Source organism: Pseudomonas corrugata, assembly GCF_001269905.1.
In the GTDB taxonomy this organism is placed as follows: domain Bacteria; phylum Pseudomonadota; class Gammaproteobacteria; order Pseudomonadales; family Pseudomonadaceae; genus Aquipseudomonas; species Aquipseudomonas corrugata.
Genome location: NZ_LHVK01000023.1, coordinates 1 through 1,011, shown reverse-complemented (window position 1 = coordinate 1,011; position 1,011 = coordinate 1). Strand labels below are relative to the sequence as shown.

1 protein-coding gene is annotated in these 1,011 nt (G+C 61.6%); it reads right to left on the bottom strand.

The features are described 5' to 3' along the window. On the bottom strand, positions 1 to 1,011 hold a 1,011-nt coding region (locus AD665_RS23780; RefSeq protein WP_162232181.1), incomplete at both ends, for a calcium-binding protein.

Sequence of the window (1,011 nt, the reverse complement as noted above, 5' to 3'; positions counted from 1 at the left end):
GTTTCGCTGACGATGTCCTTCAGGTTGTCGACGATATACGTGTCGTTGCCGGTACCGCCGATCAAGGTATCGGCTCCCGCGCCGCCGTCCAGGATGTCCGCACCGTCCAGGCCATTCAACACGTTGGCGGCACTGTTGCCGACCAGGCTGTTGTCCGAGGCGTTACCGACAAGGTTGATGGCGCCAATGCCGAGCAACTGACCGTCCTCGACGTTGGCCGACAGGGTATGACTGACCGACGTGCGTACCAGATCGCGGCCTTCGCCGGCGAGCTCGGTGACCGTGTCAGCGAGGTTATCGACAAGATAGGTGTCATTCCCCGCACCGCCGATCAGGGTGTCCCGCCCGGCTCCGCCGTTGAGCACGTTGTTGCCGGCGTTGCCGATCAATACGTTGCCCAGAGCGTTACCGGTGCCGTTGACGGCGGCGTTGCCAGTCAGCGTGAGGTTTTCCAGGTTGGCGCCCAGGGTCCAACTCACCGAAGAGCGCACGGTATCGATTTCACTCGCCAGGGTGCTGGTTTCGCTGACGACATCCTTGAGGTTGTCGACCACGTAGGTGTCGTTACCGGCCCCACCGATGAGGGTGTCGATACCCAGGCCACCGTCCAGCACGTTGGCGCCGGCGTTACCGGTGATTCGATTGTTCAGGGCATTGCCGGTGCCGTCGATATTGCCGGTGCCGCTGAGCGTCAGGATTTCGAGATTGGTACCGAGGGCATAGCTGATGGACGACAGGACGCTGTCGATTTCGGTGAGCGACGCACCGGCCTCGGTGACCGTGTCACCGATATTATCGACCACGTAGGTATCGTTGCCTGCCGCGCCAATCATCGTATCCGCACCGCCCAGGCCATTGAGCACGTTGGCGGCGGCATTGCCGATCAGCACGTTATCCAAGGCGTTGCCGGCTCCATTGATTGCGGCAACACCCGTCAGCGTGAGGTTTTCCAGATTGGCGCCCAGGGTCCAGCTCACCGACGAACGCACGGTATCGATTTCGCTGTCCAGG